The 15556-nt window shown below is 56.6% G+C and carries 14 protein-coding genes; 6 read left to right on the top strand and 8 right to left on the bottom strand.

Translation table 11 applies throughout. From position 1 onward, the window contains the following. Nucleotides 1-12 precede the first annotated feature (12 nt). Nucleotides 13-984, top strand: coding sequence for an AraC family transcriptional regulator (locus OHL19_RS14545; protein WP_317890583.1), 972 nt, complete (start codon nt 13-15; stop codon nt 982-984). A gap of 52 nt (nt 985-1036) precedes the next feature. Here the strand turns inward: OHL19_RS14545 and OHL19_RS14540 are convergent, their stop codons facing one another. Next, the gene (locus OHL19_RS14540; RefSeq protein WP_263358444.1) at nt 1037-1825 is read right to left on the bottom strand and encodes an alpha/beta fold hydrolase; all 789 of its coding nucleotides are present in this window, start codon (nt 1823-1825) and stop codon (nt 1037-1039) included. Between the two features lie 427 nt (nt 1826-2252). Here OHL19_RS14540 and OHL19_RS14535 point away from each other — a divergent pair, with 427 nt between their 5' ends. From OHL19_RS14535 to cmk, 4 genes are all read left to right on the top strand, one after another. After that, the gene (locus tag OHL19_RS14535) at nt 2253-2489 is read left to right on the top strand and encodes a hypothetical protein (RefSeq protein WP_263358443.1); all 237 of its coding nucleotides are present in this window, start codon (nt 2253-2255) and stop codon (nt 2487-2489) included. 218 nt (nt 2490-2707) lie between these two features. After that, entirely contained in the window at nt 2708-4771 is a 2064-nt protein-coding gene (gene mutL, locus OHL19_RS14530; RefSeq protein ID WP_263358442.1) for a DNA mismatch repair endonuclease MutL, read from the top strand. Nucleotides 4772-4964: 193 nt separating this feature from the next. After that, nucleotides 4965-6911: a hypothetical protein gene (locus OHL19_RS14525; RefSeq protein WP_263358441.1), complete on the top strand. Its 1947-nt coding sequence runs from the start codon at nt 4965-4967 to the stop codon at nt 6909-6911. 9 nt (nt 6912-6920) lie between these two features. Continuing rightward, entirely contained in the window at nt 6921-7667 is a 747-nt protein-coding gene (gene cmk, locus OHL19_RS14520; protein WP_317890578.1) for a (d)CMP kinase, read from the top strand. Nucleotides 7668-7754: 87 nt separating this feature from the next. Here cmk and OHL19_RS14515 read toward each other — a convergent pair whose 3' ends face one another. The 7 genes from OHL19_RS14515 to OHL19_RS14485 form a co-directional block, all read right to left on the bottom strand. After that, nucleotides 7755-9431, bottom strand: a complete 1677-nt coding sequence (locus OHL19_RS14515; protein ID WP_263358440.1) for a DUF4097 family beta strand repeat-containing protein — start codon at nt 9429-9431, stop codon at nt 7755-7757. Next, nucleotides 9431-9844, bottom strand: coding sequence for a hypothetical protein (locus OHL19_RS14510; RefSeq protein ID WP_263358439.1), 414 nt, complete (start codon nt 9842-9844; stop codon nt 9431-9433). The genes OHL19_RS14515 and OHL19_RS14510 overlap by 1 nt, the downstream gene beginning before the upstream one ends. Further along, nucleotides 9841-10866: a B-box zinc finger protein gene (locus OHL19_RS14505; RefSeq protein ID WP_263358438.1), complete on the bottom strand. Its 1026-nt coding sequence runs from the start codon at nt 10864-10866 to the stop codon at nt 9841-9843. Before OHL19_RS14505 ends, OHL19_RS14510 begins: the two co-directional genes overlap by 4 nt. Next, complete coding sequence (locus tag OHL19_RS14500; protein WP_263358437.1) at nt 10854-11783, bottom strand: anti-sigma factor family protein; 930 nt, start codon at nt 11781-11783, stop codon at nt 10854-10856. The genes OHL19_RS14505 and OHL19_RS14500 overlap by 13 nt, the downstream gene beginning before the upstream one ends. Before the next feature lie 2 nt (nt 11784-11785). Next, nucleotides 11786-12580, bottom strand: coding sequence for an RNA polymerase sigma factor (locus OHL19_RS14495; RefSeq protein ID WP_263358436.1), 795 nt, complete (start codon nt 12578-12580; stop codon nt 11786-11788). 163 nt (nt 12581-12743) lie between these two features. Beyond that, nucleotides 12744-14009, bottom strand: a complete 1266-nt coding sequence (glgC, locus tag OHL19_RS14490; RefSeq protein WP_263358930.1) for a glucose-1-phosphate adenylyltransferase — start codon at nt 14007-14009, stop codon at nt 12744-12746. Nucleotides 14010-14395: 386 nt separating this feature from the next. Then, on the bottom strand, nt 14396-14725 hold the full coding sequence (locus tag OHL19_RS14485; protein WP_263358435.1) for a hypothetical protein: 330 nt from the start codon (nt 14723-14725) through the stop codon (nt 14396-14398). Between the two features lie 280 nt (nt 14726-15005). Here OHL19_RS14485 and OHL19_RS14480 point away from each other — a divergent pair, with 280 nt between their 5' ends. Then, nucleotides 15006-15464: a hypothetical protein gene (locus OHL19_RS14480; RefSeq protein WP_263358434.1), complete on the top strand. Its 459-nt coding sequence runs from the start codon at nt 15006-15008 to the stop codon at nt 15462-15464. The last annotated feature ends 92 nt before the right edge of the window (nt 15465-15556 follow it).

The raw sequence follows: 15556 nt of genomic DNA, 5'->3' as shown, positions 1-15556 counted from the left end.
GTTTCCGCATCGATGACTATATCCTCTCGAATAACACAAGACTTCGGCATGTCAGCAGCACGAAACGACTTGCTCTCAGAGGTGCTGACCCTGATCCGCCTACGCGGGGAATTGGTGTACACCGCATTCCTCGGTGAGCCGTGGGGGCTCCAATTCCAACCCGGGGCAGCCCACTTTCACTTCGTCAAGGCAGGAACTGCGTGGGTGACTCCAACCGGTGGAAAGCCGACACGAGTTTCTGAAGGGGATTTAGTTCTATTGCCTCTGGGAAAAGGCCATGTTCTTACAGACGTCCTGGGCTCTCCTGTTGAAAAGATTGAAGCCATCGCTGCGGAACATTTTGACCGCGAGAAACTTATATTAAGGCACGGCGGGGATAGCAACACAACTCAAATAATCGGTGGCTTTTTCAGTTTTGAAGGCAGTCCTCTGCCAGTAGTGATGTCGGCCCTCCCGCCCATTATCCATATCCCTTGCGGTGACGCCGGTACTCCCGCTTGGCTCGAAGCGGTATCGCATTTCCTTGTTTCAGAGGCACAACAGGCTGATCCGGGTTCCTCCCTAATGATCTCTCGTTTGATTGACCTGATAGTGATACGAACATTGCGCAGTTGGGCGGCAACCGAAACAAATCGTGTGGGGTGGCTCGGAGGCTTGAGTGAAGAGGGTATTGGACGTGTGTTGAACGCCATGCACGCTGATCCCTTTTGTCACTGGACAGTTCGAGCATTCGCCAAGATCGCAGGAATGTCACGCTCTATCTTTGCCGAACGTTTCACAAGGGCTGTCGGAGAGCCGCCACTTCGATACCTGTCTCAATGGCGGCTCACTCTGGCAGCCGACCTGCTCCGCAGCAGTCGTTTAAAAGTGACGGAAGTGGCATACAAGACCGGCTATACTTCGGATGCGGCTTTCAGCCGAGCATTTAAGGCGCACTTCGGATATGCCCCGAGCGAAGCAAAAAAACGGCAGGCGGCGCTATGATAGCTCCGCCTGCTTTGATTCTCTTCTTCTGCGTTTGATCGACAGCGCCTTATTACTGGGCGGCTCGCTCGATAGCATCGGCCAAGCCATTGGGATCGGTGAGGAAGGGTGTGTGCCCCGTCTGAAGGGTGTACTCCGTACGTACCGGAGTGGTGGCCACCATCTGCGCCTGGAACGAGGGGCTAATTACCTGATCAAGAGCTGTGTGGATATAGACCTTGTCCACTTTGCCAAAGTTCGCGGCGGTGACCTTCACTGGAGTCGCGAGCGGTGCCAGCGGTTCATCGAGAATCAGGTCTGGAATCGCCTGCCGCAGCGCCTCGGGACCGCCGTTCGCAAAGAGGTCAGCGCGTGAGGAATATTCAATCGAGGCGATCCCTTTTTCCTTTTGAATTTGCAGATGCGGACCGATCTTGGCATCGGCATCTTTCTGCGCCATGGAAACGAGTGAATCTCCGTCTTGCGGCAGGTAGGCGGCCAGATAGACAAGTGTCTTAACCTTCTTCGGTACTCGTTCAGCAGCGGCAGAGATAACAATGCCGCCGAAGCTATGGCCTACAACAACCGCTGGGCCTTTTGTGGTGCCCAGTACCTTGACGACAGTGTCCCGGTATAGATCGAGGCTGACCTTGTCAGGAGCCATCGGATTACTCGGGCGTCCGGGCAGATCAACAACCACGACTTTATAGCCATCCGCTTCAAGCTTTGGGGTCACGTGACCCCAAACCTGCGAATCCTCGAAAGCACCATGAACGAGCACGATGGTCGGCTTTTGTGCAGCCTTGGCAATCGGGCTAAAGGCGAATATTGATGAAGCAAGAGTGGCGATAAGTATTTTCATTTCGGGAAAAAATCCTTTTGTTTATGGGCACCATTGCGATGCTTGTGAATTCAAAAGTAGACTTCAAGCAGAAAATAGCCCATACCGCAGGCTCCGGATTTCATGATTGAAAATCCGAATCTCGCTCTTCCGGCTGGTCGCATTTGCCAAACCTCTCTTCATTCAAAAGTCTCCGCGATTGAGAGAAGACGCCTGAGAGTCGGCGGTGTGTGACCGAGACGTCACACGGATTAGTACCGGGAAGTCAGCATGTGATGAGCGATCATCAACGGCCCCTCTCCTACACCGGCTCAGCGGGCAAGCATGTAACAGCAAGTGCAAAAGACACTCAAACGAATGCCAACCTGAACACCCAGAAAAAATCCCCCGATACATCATCCCTTCACACTCTGCTCCTACACTCATTCGCTGGAGGGCAAAGCAACTCATGGCCATCGAAATTTCCGAATTGGACGAGATGCAAACCAACTACAAGGCTGCCGTCGATGAATGGGTAGCCTCCATCCGGCACGAAGAAGCACTCGCATCCATAGCCGATCACTCCCTCGCCGAGATCGACGAATGGGAAAACGCAGCCGACGCCGAAGACGAAGCTCGCGAAAAGGCCAGGGAAGCCAAAAAGGTTTACGAAGACGCTTTGCGCGAAAAATTCTTCCACTTTTAAATTTGCCCCAAATACCCGCGCGATAAATCGCAGGCATTGCCGTGCGCAATTAACGTTAGAAATCTCGCAATGAATCCAAACCGTCCCGCAATTTATTTAGATTAAGTTCCGCAAACAAGATAAGAAATCAGGCAATCAACGTTGCATGGAATCCGGTAAACAACGTTGATTGCCTCGTAATCCTCCATCTGCCTCCCCTTGCGATATTCTGAAATGCTATGGGCCGCATTCGAATTCTCCCCGACCACGTGGCCAACCAGATCGCCGCAGGCGAAGTGGTCGACCGTCCAGCCTCCGTAGTCAAAGAACTGTTGGAAAACTCCCTCGACGCCGGAGCCACACGCATCCGCGTCGAAGTAGAAGCTGGTGGCCGCAAACTGATCCGCATCACCGATGACGGCCACGGTATGAACCGCGATGACGCCCTGCTTGCCTTCGAACGCCACGGCACCTCCAAGCTCCGAACTGCAGACGATCTCCTTTCGATTGCCACTCTTGGTTTCCGCGGCGAGGCTCTTCCATCCATCGCTTCCGTCGCCCGGGTCCTGCTCGAAACCGCCACAGTCGAAGACCCCGCCGGCACCCGCCTGGAGATCGCCGGAGGCAAAATCCTCCGTGTCGAAGACGCAGCCGTTCCGGTCGGCACCAGCATCTGCATTCAGGATCTCTTCTTCAACACCCCAGCCCGACGCAAATTTCTTCGCGCTGAATCTACGGAGCTTAGTCACGTAACAGCTCTCGTAACCCACTACGCGCTTGTCCATCCGGAGAAGCATTTCGAGCTTTTTTCCGCCACCCATACGCTCCTGATGGCCCCGCCCGTAGCCCGCCCCGCCGAGCGGATTTACCAGATCTTCGGCGCAGAAACGCTCGGCCAATTACTGCCCGTAGCCGCAGAATCCGCGCTGGAGCGAGCCGGATTACCCGAGCCGCCGCCCTGGAAACGTAACCCTGACGAACCCAAACGCGACCCCGGCTTTCTACGCATCAGCGGCTTTTACTCCAAACCAGAGCTGCAAAAGCTCAATCGCAACTCAATCTATATCTTTATAAATAAAAGGCTTATTCGCGATCGCCTGTTGCTGCACGCCATCAGCGAAGCCTATCGCAACATCATTCCGCCAACCTCTTTTCCAGTTGTTCTGCTCTTTCTGGAAATGCCTCCCGAGGAAGTTGACGTCAACGTACATCCGGCGAAAACGGAGGTCCGCTTTCGCCAGCAAAACCTGATCCACGACTTCGTTCGCGACAGCCTGCGAGCTGCTCTCGTGAAATCACGTCCAACCGCAGGCTTTTTAGCCGCTCTGGACAACACTGTGCTTGCCTCACCAACCCTGATGCCGCCGCCCATATCGCACCTGCCGGGTCAGCCAGACGATGCCCTCGCGCAGCCCTCCGAGCTTGATTCTGAAGGTATTTACCCCGCGGATTCGGCCTTCCAGCTCGTCCCGCCAGCTCCCTCGCCGGGCATGGGAAACCTGCCGTTTCTACCCCATGAAAGTCCCGGGCGCTTCGACCCGCAGCAACAGAACTGGCAGGCCGCAGCCGCCGCTCTATTCAGCCCAATGGCAGAAGCGCTGATCCCTGCCCAGGGCGAGGACAATGTCACCCAATCTCAGACCCAAATGTCTGATACATCGCAACTTACCACCAGCGTCGAAGTACACCGCGAGCAGTCGAACCTGAACAGCCTGTCCACGCTTCGCCCCCTCGGGCAGCTTCGCGATTCCTTCATCCTGGCCGTAAACGACGAGGGATTATGGATTATCGACCAGCACGTGGCTCACGAACGCGTCCTTTTCGAAAAAATCCTCGCCAGCCGGGACGTTGAATCTGTGCAGCGCCAACGGCTTCTGATGCCGTTGCTGGTGGATCTGCAACCCTGGCAAATGGCCGTCTTTGCCAACATCGCCGACGAACTGGATCGAAATGGCTTTGAAGCCGAACCATTTGGACCACGCACCCTGGCCGTAAAAGCAGCCCCGGTCGGTCTGGAAGGCCGCGAATTGGAGCGGATGCTCACCGAAGTAATCGAGCAGGCCGGTGGCGAAGCCGAGGTTACCGGGCGCCAGGAGGACATGTCCACTTTGCGCCGACGCATCGCCGCTTCGATCGCCTGCCACTCCGCAATCAAGGTAAATACCCCCCTGGAATCCCAAAAAATGGATTGGTTGCTAAAAGAATTATCAAAAACTGAACATCCGACCAGTTGTCCGCATGGACGTCCAATCGCTTTGAGGTATTCTTGGAAAGAGATCCAGCGGGCCTTTCAGAGAATCTAACGATTCATGAGAGGTGGCGCTCCTGCTCCCAAGGGAGAGGGGTAGCCCGGCAAGTACGCCAGATCGTTTCTGTTGTCGCTTTACCGATGTCCGGCATTTCTTTGCTGATCCCGTTCAGAGAAATGATTTATCCGGGTACATCGGCAAGGCAGATTACAACCGAAGCGGTTCAGCCTGGAAATGAGGTAAGTCTTTGACAGTAGAGCAGTTGGAAGCAGCGCGCGCCGAAAGGATGCGTCAAAACGGACATGGTGCCATTACGCTTGAGGATGTCCGCACCTGGATCGAGGAGACGGGACTTTGTATCTTCCTCCCTCGTTCTGCGCAGGCAGGATTTACCGCTCCTACCTTTGTCGAGGCCGTTGCAGGCCAGCGAACCACCGAACCCACGTTGGAACTGATCACGACCGCAGAGAACCTTTTGGTTCGTCTGGAAGCAGATGGAGTCGCTGTTCGGCTCAATCTCGCTGGTCTGCCAGGCGATCAGCCCGATTATGTGGTTGCCGGATGGGTTCTGCCCTATATTTATGCTCTGCGAGGGGACCGCGACTGGCGTCGTTCGCCACAGCTGACCGGTTCACGGCAGGTTTCGCAGTTGGCTGTACACGCAGCCAAACAGTTGGACTCCGCCAATATGAATGCGGCGCAGATTCGCGACGCACTTGGCCGCGAAGTAACTGAATCTGCTGTGCTTCGCGCTCTTCATGAACTCTGGAAACAACTGCGCATCATCCCCGTTGTTCCTGAAGTCGGCCAGCCCGCTCTATGGCAGCCCCTGCGTCAGCGCTTCCAAAAAGCGATTGCCGAAGGCGCATCGACCTCGCAGGTGACCGCGATTTCGGTCCTCGCTTCGATTTATCTACAAGCCGTGATTGCCGGCTCCATGGAAGACGTCGAACTGTTCCTGTCCCCGCTGACCTCGCGCAGCAAGATTCGCGAAGTCGTTCGCGGCCTGGCCGCGACTCGCCAGGTCCACAGCACCACCATGGGCCACTCTCCCATGTTCTACGTGGCTGGAACTCTGCCCGAGTTCCCCACCGCGCTCAGCTACCAGATCAGCAACGGCTTCCCAGCCTATCCCGGCCAAGTCCGCGATGAAGATGAGCTGGATTCCGTAGAAGATTTCGTCGTCAACCTGGCGTCAAACCGGGTTGAGGAAGTAGCTGCAGTCGCAGCGCCTTTGGCATCTCTGCCCGAGGCACCCGCGGCTACGGTTCGTCCGCCGCTGCCTGCTACCCCATCAATAGCGCAACCAACAGCTCAGCCAATGGCTCAATCAATAGCCCAATCCATAGTTCGCCCTGCGGCTCGCATTGCTACGCGTCCCGCCGGCAGCAATCCTTCTTCTTCCAAATCTCCAGCACCGCGCCCGCGTCCTTCGCGAAGTGCAAATGCACCTCATCCTCGCGAGCGTAGTCACGGTGGAAGCAGCAATTCTCACGACTCCCGTTCAAGCGCGCCCGCGGATCGTCGCAGGGCCCCAGCGGCACGCGGAACTTCAGCGAACGGTAACGCTTCGCGGAGCGCCGCTGCACCGCGTAGCTCGAATAGCTCTCAAACGAGTTCGGGCCGCCCGGCTCCAAGCCACAACGGCAGCGGAACCGCAGCTCGATTCGCGAAACCACTCAATGGCAACAATGGTTCTGGACACGGAAAACCTGCGCACGGGAAGCCGACGCATGGCAAGCCGGTAGCAGCAGGACAGCGCTCCAATAATGGACCCAGCCGGACCGGCTCTGCCAGTAATGGCTCTACCGGCAATAACTCGGCAGGCAATGGTGCGCGAGGCACGGTTGCAGCACGTCCCGCGAATGCTCGTCCAACTGCCAGACCCGATACCAGGCCAAGCGCCCGGTCCGGCAGCGAATCCGGAGCCCGGCCAACCTCACGGTCTGCTTCCGGTTTCAGCTCTGGAAACAGCGCACCCCGGGGCACAGGCACAGCCAAGAACGCCAAGCCTGCGGCAAACGGAGCCAAAGCCAGCGCAGCCAAGCGGTATAGCTTTACCGGACAGGCGAAGCAAGCCCCTAAACCTGCGGCAAAAGCTGGTTCAAAGCCTGCTGCCAAAACGCAGACAGCAACACGCTCCAGATCGGCAAGCGCTTCTTCACGGCCTGCTGCAGCAAAGCGGCGGGGATAACTAAAACCTGTGATTGCTGAGCAAATGAACCCCGCTCCTGAAGACAACCCAGCCACCACCACAACCCGCCGGCCCATCATCGCAATCGATGGGCCGGCGGGCGCGGGTAAAAGCACAATTGCCCGCCACATTGCCCAATATTTTGGCCTCCTGAATCTGGAAACAGGTGCGATGTACCGTGCCTTCGCGCTTAAAGCCCTTGGCGAAAACATCTCCCTTGAAGATCTGCCGAGTCTCGCGGCGCTATCGACAAAAACCACGATTCATCTGGAACCCGGAGAAGAAGGCAACCGCGTTTTTCTGGATGGAGTGGATGTCACCGGTAAACTACGCGATCCGGCAGTAACGGATGGTGCTTCGCGCGTCAGTGTGCATCCTCAGATTCGCGCCTGGATGGTGCGACTGCAACAGGAGCTTGGCGCATCTGGCGGCGTAGTAATGGAAGGGCGCGACATCGGAACAGTCGTCTTTCCCCATGCCGATGTGAAGATCTTTCTGGACGCGGCACCCGAGGTTCGCGGCCTGCGCCGCTATGACCAGATGGGGCAGACGGGCACTGAAGTTACAGTAGCTGCTGCCGAAGTAGTACAGGAGATGCACGCACGCGACGAACGTGACCGCAACCGTATCGATTCTCCGCTGAAGCCTGCGGAAGACGCGGTACTGCTGGATTCAACGCACCTGACACTGGACGAAGTCGTAGCCAGGGCGGAAGAAATCGTTACCGAAAAAATTCACTTGCAGGCCAGGGCTTGATCCTCATAAAGTTCTCTTAAGCCGCTTCAAAACAAAATGCCGAAGTCTCCCCTATGGGAAACTTCGGCATTTATTTTGCATTTAGAACTACTGCGATACAGGCTGTTCGGTTTGTCCCTTGGGCGTTTTGAGATGAGGCACTCCCGGTTGCGAGGGTGCCCTTGGAGCATTGGGAGCCCTGGGAGCCGCAGGTGCTCCGGTTACTCCGACAACAGGCGGCAGCGGTGGGGCATCTGAGCCTTTCCGCAGATGGAGGTCTCCGTTCTGCGTGGACAAGGTCAGTTGCGGGCCGCCTTTGCCTATATTGCCTGCAATCGTTTTGTTGTCGTCGCCGCTGATGACCAGGGGGAAATCCGCAACGATGTCTCCGTTGTGGGTACGACCATCGACAGTCACCGCGGCATCCGCAGGTAAGGAGACTTCGATATCGCCCTTGTTGTTTTTCACATCCACTGGATAGGAACCAGCCATATCGACCTCGACGCGCGCATCCTTGTCTTCGATGTGCGTATCGCCGTAGACCTGGCTCATCTCGATATCCTTGGAGTGGGTAACGACGCGGACCGGCCCTGCAACCTGCGTAACGTGAAGCGCGTCGAGCGACATGGACATATCTCCAGGGAGACGTCCGAGTTCAAGATCCGTTCGAGAAGAATGGAAGACGACTTCCTGGTCCACTCGTTCGAGATGAATATCGCCGCTGTACTCGCCCTGCAAAGTGACCTTGCCCCGCACATCGGAGATGGTGAGGTTGGAGCCGTTGCCCTCAAGCGTAATGTCTCCCTTGATGTCATGAGCTGAGAAATCGCCCTGACGGGAAAGATGCGCATGAACGCGGCCGGTGATTCCAGTCGCCTCCATATCGCCGTGATCCAGCGCTGCATCCACGTTGCCGGTAAGCCCGGCAATGGTGACGCCGCCGCGTTCGGATTTCACGTTGATGCTGGCCGTGCGAGGGACAGTGATCGTGAGGTTGGTGCGTCCCTTGGCGCTGCCATCCACTTTTACCAGAACCGCGCCTCCAGTTACGGTGACGTGGGCCTGCTGCTGGTCGAAGATCTTCTTCGCGTCGCTGTCCGAGTTGGCGTAGGCCACCTGGTGAGCGCTCACTACGATCTTTGGATCATCGCCTGCGGCTATGCTGACATCGCCGTGAGGGTTCTGAATCTCAACCTGAGCATTAGCCGGAATCTGCGTGCTCAAAACCTGCTGGTCGATATCGTGCTGCGGCTGACGAAACGGGTTAAAGCTGTCGCTGTCGTCATTGTCGTCAAACTGAGACTGCAACGGCCCCCAGATATGATGAATTCCAGAGGTGCTCGTGCCGACGATAACCAGCAGCACCACAAACCAGATATAGCCGCCAAAACGGCGGGAACGCGGCTGATCGCTACGCAGATCGATAGCCCATTCGGCAAGCGCAATTAAGCCGACGCCGATGAGCAGGACAGGCCAGTACCGTGCGAACCAATCCCAGAAGACATTCGATTCGAGACGCCCGGTAATCATCAGCAAAGCCACAATGCCTACGCCGATGAGAATGATAGGGCCAGCGACAGACGGAGTTCGGCTAGCCCTGCTCTGGGCGCGTAGAACATCTCGCTGTGCGCGCCATGCATCCCGCTGAACACGCCAGGCTGCACGATTCGTTTCCTTCTGATAACGCCAGTAGTCGCGTGGGTCGCCGCCAAACGGCGGTCCATAAGGAGGACGGCCCGGAGGTGGTGGAGGAGTGCCGGGGGGCGGTGGAGGCATGCTGGCCATTAGCGTCTCTCCTCTTCGTCATTTCGCAAAATGCTGAGATCGTTGTGTGCCGGGACTATTTGGCTGGATTGCTCCGGCTGAGCCGCAGGCGTCTGGCCAGAATATGGACCTGGATACGGACCAGTAGATGTACCCGGGTATGGACCCGGATAAGCTCCACCCGCTGGCGGATAGCCCGCCCCTGGGTAGGGATAACCCTCAGCCGGATAACCCGCGCCGTAAGGATAGTCTGGTGGCGGCTGGGAGGCATAAGACGCTCGCTCGGCCAAAGCCAGGACTCCCAGGAGAATTAAATAGAGTGGCCAGGCGTGCCCCCAGCTGAGAATATCTGCCTGATCCAGTAGAGCAATGATGCCCGTCAGTAGAAGCAGGGCAGGCCAGCGCAGCCGGGAAATAATAAGATAGCGGTTCATTTGGAACCTCCTTGAGTGTGGCCCAGCCGGCGAATAATCATCCACACTCCGGCACCAATCAGCAGCACCGGCCATGCGTAGTGAACAACGTGGTCAACGAATCCGAGACTCTGCAGTAAAAACAACACTCCCAGCGCGATCAGAACGATTGCCCACACAGGCTCCCGGCGACGCCACCAGATCGGTGGAACAGGCGGAATCGGAGGAATAGGCGGAGTATAGCCAGGCGGATACTGACCACCGGGAGGATATTGACCCGGGGCATACGATCCCCCGAACGGTTGCGTGTAGGGCGGCTCCGGGTAGGGTGGTTGCGTGTAGGCCGATTGCGACGGCGGATATCCGCTGCCCGACCAACTGCTGGTGTACGGCGCGTTGTATGGAGGCAAATCCGCTGGCCCAGCCGACGCAGTCTGATCCATCGGATTAGCCGCAGCCTGCCCCGCGCTCGATGCTGCCGGATCAACTCCAGGCGCAGGCGCAGGCGGAGGCGTAGCGGTATATCCCGCAGAATGTACATCCGCATTGCGGGCATGGCCACCCAGATTCAGCCAGCTTCCAAGCTCATTGAGTCCAAAAGGGTCCGGCAATGGCATACCGTCACGGCGAGCCTTGGCAGTATGAAAAGCCTCAAAGGATTGATAGAGAATCCAGGCAGCAATGAACAACCCAAAGATCGGATAGTGATCCGTGATCGAGACCAGCACGGCAAAGATTACGACATGGATCAGTCCCTTGAAGAGCTGTCCGTTGTACATGGCGCCCACGCCTGGGATAAGCCCCAGCATGGCAGCCGCAGCCGGATTCGGCGACCCCGGTGGTGGTACTCCATAAGCAGCGGCAGCAGCCTGCCAGTAAGTCTGGTTTGGATCGCCACCGGGAGCAGACGCAGCCGTTGCGAAGCAGCTTTCGCAGAGGATTTGCCCGCGGGCTGTGGCGCGTACACAGCTTGCACAGAGTGGCTTGCCGCAGTTCTGGCAATAGGATTGAACATCGACTCCAGGGTGATTTATGCAATGCATATGCTGCTCCGGTCCGGCATTGCCAACTCGCTTGTCTCTGAGGAACCAGATGCTTCGGTTGGTTTGTGATAGCCCGTCATTTTGTTTGATTGGGGCTGCAGACGCGCTGGCAGTTCGAGACGCGCCTGCAGTGGTTCGTCGCTCCATAGCGTGGACGGCGGGTTCACCGTCTGCAGTGGAGCCTGGTTAGGGTCCGATGATTTTGGGTCCAGGAGCGATCCGCCATCTTTCTTGTGCGATTCGCCTTCCCCGCCGGTGGGCTGTGTCCGGCTCTTGGGCTGACTCTGCTGCTGGATTTCATTAGCGCGGCGCAGCTCGCGCATGCGGGACTCTACTTCATACACAAAACGAAGGTGGTCATAATAGCGAACGATGGGGGTAGACGCAGTCATAATGCGCTTCTCCACCATGGAGCGAACGGAAGTGGGGCGAATATCGGCCATGCTGATACTACTGATGCGCACACCGGTCAGGCTTATCGTAAGCGCGATGGAGAAAAAAGCCATAGCGGCAGTCATGAGCAGCCGGGGTTCGGCAAAACGGCGCACGCTGGATGTAAAACCCGGGCGCTGCCAGACCGGCGGAATCGCGATGACGTTACTGCCGGCTACAGCTTCTCCGCCAGCGACAGCCAGGTTGGCGGCATCCATCTTTCCGTGGCCGGTTTCGATCAGGATGCGATCCAGCAGATAGGCCGGAACCTCCGGCTCGGGAGCCAGAAATTCCAGCCATTCCCGGCCCCTGCGGACCTGTTCAAACATTGCCGTGCAAGCCGAACAGGTAGCCATGTGGTTGGAAAATACAGCCTCGTCCTCGGGTCTCAGAAGCCCGTCCAGTGCATCGACGAGCAGCGTTTCCCACTGACCGCAGGCGGGAGAGTTCGGAATATGGGTGCGGGTATTCTCTCGCTCTGCCATGACTACATCACCTCCTTCTTATTACGTTCCAGCAACCGTGCAAGTTCCGCGCGGCCACGGCTGATGCGGGACTTGACAGTCCCCTCAGGAATGCCCAGAACCTGGGCAATCTCTTTATAATCCATATCTTGCAGGTCACGCAGTATGACCGCTTCACGCAGCTCCGAGGAGACTTGTGCGAGTGCCTGCTGTACCATTTTCTCAAGCTCCCGCCGTGTTGCCTGATCGTGTTGCGTTGGCCCTTTGCTTTCCAGCCGATCGATTGCGATCATGGGCCGGTCATCGCCGCTCTGTTCCCAGCCCTCATCGAGAGAGCCGGTAATTCGTAGATTCCGCGTGCGACGGAAATGATCCACTAACAGGTTGCGGGTAAGGGTAGTAATCCATACCTGGAGGCTGCCGCGAGCCACATCAAAACTCGTCAGGTTGGAGTAGATCTTGAGAAAGACATCCTGGGTCAGGTCTTCGGCCTCTGTACCAGAGCCGGTAAAGCGATAGCACAAAGCGTAGACGCGGCGATGATGAGCCCGAACCAGCTCAGTCCAGGCGGGCGAGTCTCCGGAGAGGCACCGGCGAACAACTTCAGACCAGTCGGGTTCCACTAGCGAACGAACCTCCAAAGACTGCTCATGTCCGAGTCCACCTTTGCTGCTGACTCCGCCTGCCGTCCCGGGCGCCAGGTCCATGGCAGCCTTCCGCGGAGTCGATGTTCGCGCCTCGGATACGCCCACGAGACTGAAAGGAGTCTTCGCAGCCATCCTGGGACTATATTCGATCCCGGAAGTGAACCAATTCATTGTACCTACGTGCGCCATGTATATCTGTACGGAGCATCTGCGTAGTTGGTTCCGTGATCGATGGAATGAGGCAAAGAGCCGCCTCTGCCTATTTCATGCAATGAAAAACGGGAGAGCCCGGCTTGCGCTCCCCCGCTTGTTCTTTTCGTGACCGAACTGGATGTTAGTACCGCTCTTGAAACTCCGGCTCGACTGGATTTTCAAAGAGCGAACGGTCGCGAGTGACAATCGTCAGTCCAGATGGGGTGACGAAATAGCGGCGTTTATCCTCCACCGGGTCGTAACCGATAATCGTGCCTTCAGGAATCTGCACATCGCGGTCGATAATCGCTCGCCGGATGCGGCAATGGCGACCAATATTGACATGGCTGAAGATGATGCTCGAATCGACCTCAGAGTAAGAGTTGACGCGCACATCCTGCGAAAGAACGGAATTCATCACTTCGGCGCCCGAAATGATGACACCGGCAGTAATGACCGAATTAACCGCTTTGCCCGTCCTGCCCGGTTCCCCAAAGACAAACTTCGCAGGCGGATACTGACGCACACGGGTCCGAATCGGCCAGTGCTTGTCGTACAGATTGAAGGTCGGCGAAACGGCGCACAGATCCAGATTGGCGTCGTAGTATGCGTCGAGTGTGCCCACGTCGCGCCAATAGAGCGCCTGCTGACGGTTCTCGTCGACAAAGTTATAGGCAACCATCTTCTTTTTGCCCAGCAGGTTCGGCAAAATGTTGTGGCCGAAGTCGTGCTTGGAGTGAGGATCTTCCGCGTCGGCGATCAGTTCCTTGAGGAGCGTCTCGGTATTGAAGATATAAATACCCATCGATGCATCCACTGCATTGGGATTGAATGGCGATCGAAAGGTAGTGGATTTGGGTTTCTCTTCAAAGCCGAGAATCTCTCCGCCCTGGCCAACCTCCACCACGCCGAAGCGCGAAACCTCATCTGGAGCGATAGGCAACGTGGCAAGTGTGACTTCCGCACCGGAGTCCTTGTGCGCTTCCAGCATGCGGCTGTAGTCCATTTTGTAGATGTGATCGCCGGAGAGAATGATGACGTATTTGGGTTGTTCAGAGCCGATGGAATAGATGTTTTGATAAACAGCGTCGGCCGTTCCCATATACCAGTTGGCGCCGGTGCGCTGCATGGGCGGCATGATCTCGAAGAACTCTCCAAGCTCCTGCGCAACGATGCCTGTCCAGCCTTCGCGAATGTGCCGGTTGAGAGAAAGCGCCTTGTACTGAGTCATGATGAAGACTTTGCGCAGGCCGGAGTTGATGCAATTGGAAAGAGTGATATCGATAATGCGGTAATGGCCGCCGAATGGAACAGCGGGCTTGGCGCGGTCACGCGTGAGAGGAAAGAGACGTTCTCCAGCGCCACCTGCTAACAGGACTCCAAGTGTGTCTTTCATATATGTGCAAATTCTCCTGTTTTCCCGCCCTCGTCCAGTTGAACCATGCGGTATCTCTGCTGCTGAAACTGCATTTCGCCTTCTGAGACGACAGCCTCTCCGATAACTTCAATTCAAAATGAGTTACCAGACGGGCGAGAATATCACAGCCGCGTAACAGTAGTAGACCTCAAAATATACAGCCTGTGTTCAGGTAGATTAGATGCGCAGATAAAGGCAAAGCGATGAAGATCGGCACGCCAGTTCGGACCGCAGAACGAGTTGAGGCAGAACCAGCTTAGACAAAATTAGCCTGGAAAGAACGAGCCTGACTGAATGCGTAAAGAGACTGCCGACCTATGCGGACCGCAGTCTGGCTTTCAGATCCGGCTTTCAGGCCTGACCTTCAGATCTGGCATTCACCGCTGGCTTTCGTTTTCTCCCTCATCCTCAACTCCGCCATCTTCCTTTTCGCCTTCAATGGAGATACGAAGAGACTTGAGAAAGTTCACATCGTGCGAAGTAAAAGGACCGCCTTCATCCCCGGCAGCATTTCCCTCGACGATGGATTCCGCGGAGCCTTCAGCTTCAACGTCATTGAGACCAATGGTCGCCTCAAGCATGAGCATCACGTCAAAGCCGTGACGGCGGATATTCTGCACAACGCCCGCAATCTGTTCGGACTCGATTACGGATTCGTGAATGGCCTCTCCAAGCTGCTGGATCAGGTCGCGCAAGCGTGGATTCATACTTCCCTCCGGCATGGACTGCGCCCCCTCTGCGAGCATCTGGCACGTGCTCGGTTACGGCCAGGATTCTTCTACCTTACTTCTGACGCCGATTGTCGGCAACTCGGAAGCAGCCAGAATGTGGGAAAACGGGTCCCAATTGGAAGATATTGGGATCGTTCTCTCACTGCGACCCGGCGTCTGGGCGGATTCGCAGGTGAAGTTTTCGCCGAGAAACGACCGCTCCGCATTCTGGCAGAACAAGAAGTTAAGAGCGAAATGCTCTACACTTCAGATGCGAATGAATCCGAACGAGTTTGGCAAAAAACTGGGCATTGGAGTACGCGTTGCCGGGCGAATCGCCCAGCAGCGAGCCCAGGACCGTACTTCAAATCCGGACCGTACCCCGAATCAGGTACCCTCACAGCCGAACAACCCGGCTTCCATGCCCAGCTCTGTGCCCAAATACGCTGCCAAAGCCCGCGATATTCGCAAGAAAGCCCCAGGAATGACGCGCGCAGCCGGGCGCGGAATCGGCGGATTCCTGCGCCCATTCACCCGCGTCGGCGGAATCCTGTGGCTCGAAGTAACAGGATTTTTCTTTGGCCTATTCGGAACCTATTTTGCGACAGACATATGGAAGGCCAGGGCCAGCTACGCCCACGGCCCGGAACATACGCGGTTCGTAGTTGCCGTGATCGCTACGGCGATTTTTGGCTATCTATGCGTAAGTTCCTTCTGGCGAGCACGACGAAAGTAACGCATTCGTTGATAGGTGGATTTCTATCCACTACCCTGGCACGGGTTCTGCGGCCCGTATCTCTCAACTGGTAAACTCGGATTTCGCTGGAG

Origin of the sequence: Acidicapsa ligni (assembly GCF_025685655.1) — a bacterium.
Taxonomy (GTDB): Bacteria; Acidobacteriota; Terriglobia; order Terriglobales; family Acidobacteriaceae; genus Acidicapsa; species Acidicapsa ligni.
Note: the sequence above shows the minus strand (reverse complement) of the source record. Positions and strands in the feature narration are given on the sequence as shown.

Bases quoted from the DNA above. Each gene is read 5' to 3' on its own strand.
- OHL19_RS14545 (WP_317890583.1), top strand. From the start codon at position 13: ATGACTATATCCTCTCGAATAACACAAGACTTCGGCATGTCAGCAGCA.
- OHL19_RS14515 (WP_263358440.1), bottom strand. From the start codon at position 9,431: ATGGCCAGCATGCCTCCACCGCCCCCCGGCACTCCTCCACCACCTCCG.
- OHL19_RS14510 (WP_263358439.1), bottom strand. From the start codon at position 9,844: ATGAACCGCTATCTTATTATTTCCCGGCTGCGCTGGCCTGCCCTGCTT.
- OHL19_RS14495 (WP_263358436.1), bottom strand. From the start codon at position 12,580: ATGAATTGGTTCACTTCCGGGATCGAATATAGTCCCAGGATGGCTGCG.
- OHL19_RS14540 (WP_263358444.1), bottom strand. From the start codon at position 1,825: ATGAAAATACTTATCGCCACTCTTGCTTCATCAATATTCGCCTTTAGC.
- OHL19_RS14535 (WP_263358443.1), top strand. From the start codon at position 2,253: ATGGCCATCGAAATTTCCGAATTGGACGAGATGCAAACCAACTACAAG.
- OHL19_RS14485 (WP_263358435.1), bottom strand. From the start codon at position 14,725: ATGAATCCACGCTTGCGCGACCTGATCCAGCAGCTTGGAGAGGCCATT.
- OHL19_RS14505 (WP_263358438.1), bottom strand. From the start codon at position 10,866: ATGCATTGCATAAATCACCCTGGAGTCGATGTTCAATCCTATTGCCAG.
- OHL19_RS14480 (WP_263358434.1), top strand. From the start codon at position 15,006: ATGAATCCGAACGAGTTTGGCAAAAAACTGGGCATTGGAGTACGCGTT.
- mutL (WP_263358442.1), top strand. From the start codon at position 2,708: ATGGGCCGCATTCGAATTCTCCCCGACCACGTGGCCAACCAGATCGCC.
- OHL19_RS14500 (WP_263358437.1), bottom strand. From the start codon at position 11,783: ATGGCAGAGCGAGAGAATACCCGCACCCATATTCCGAACTCTCCCGCC.